This window comes from Kurthia gibsonii (assembly GCF_006539985.1).
Lineage (GTDB): Bacteria > Bacillota > Bacilli > Bacillales_A > Planococcaceae > Kurthia > Kurthia gibsonii.
In genome coordinates this window covers 1-1,074 of record NZ_BJOB01000106.1, presented here as the reverse complement: position 1 = coordinate 1,074, position 1,074 = coordinate 1, and the positions used below count along the sequence as shown (strand labels likewise).

At 46.2% G+C, this 1,074-nt stretch carries 1 protein-coding gene; it reads left to right on the top strand.

The features are described 5' to 3' along the window. Positions 1–916: IS256 family transposase (locus KGI01_RS13650; protein ID WP_141275136.1), on the top strand; the 916-nt coding region annotated here is incomplete at its 5' end. Between the last annotated feature and the right edge of the window lie 158 nt (positions 917–1,074).

Genomic DNA, 1,074 nt, shown 5'->3' with positions numbered 1-1,074 from the left:
GCGCTCGAACGATACGCTGGAAGAAACCGTGATTCACCTGTTCAAAAAAGGAATTACGATGGCGGAAATTGCGCAATTAATCGAGAAAATGTATGGGCATCACTATACGCCTCAAACGATTTCGAATATGACAAAGGCTGTTTCAGAAACGGTAGAAGCCTTTAATAACCGTCCGTTGCACAATCGTTACGTAGTCGTGTATTTAGACGCGACCTATATTGCCGTGCGTCGTGATACGGTGTCAAAAGAGGCGGTCTATATTGCGGTCGGCATTCGTGAAGACGGCTCGAAAGAAGTGCTTGGTTATACGATTGCCCCAACGGAATCTGCTTACAACTGGCAGGAGCTATTAGAAGAGCTGACGGACCGTGGTGTAAAAGACGTGCTGTTATTCGTATCAGACGGCTTAAAAGGCATGGCAGACGCTGTGTTCAACGTGTTTCCAAAGGCAAAATATCAGGTGTGCCTTGTCCATGTGGCGCGCAATATCATGCATAAAGTACGCGTAGAAGATCGCAAGGAAGTATGCGAGGATTTTAAAACGATTCACCAAGCAAAGGACGCCGAAGCAGCGAAAGAAGCGCTCGAGACGTTCTGCGAAAAATGGGGCAAATCGTATATAAAGGTCGCACAAGGCGTACGAGAAAACCCGTATTTACTGACGTTTTACAGCTTTCCAAAGGCGATTTGGCGAAGTATCTACTCGACGAATTTAATCGAGTCGTTTAATAAACAAATCAAGAAATACACGAAGCGCAAGGAACAGTTCCCGAGTGAAGAATCGTTGGAACGCTTTTTAGTGACGCAGTTCGAGGACTATAATCAACGTTTCGCCACACGCTGCCACATTGGCTTCAATCAGGCCCGTGCGGAGCTAGAAGAGATGTTTGAGCAGCTGCACGAACCGGCAAACTAAACCGGAACGCGCCAGCGCGAAATTTGAGTGTGTAGGAAAGGGCTAGCCCTTTCCTACACACTCAAATCAACACTTCGAACAAGTACAATTGAATACACAGGTGATGAGCTACCTTGAATGGGTGAATGGTCATTTACACAAAATTATTGACAGTACCC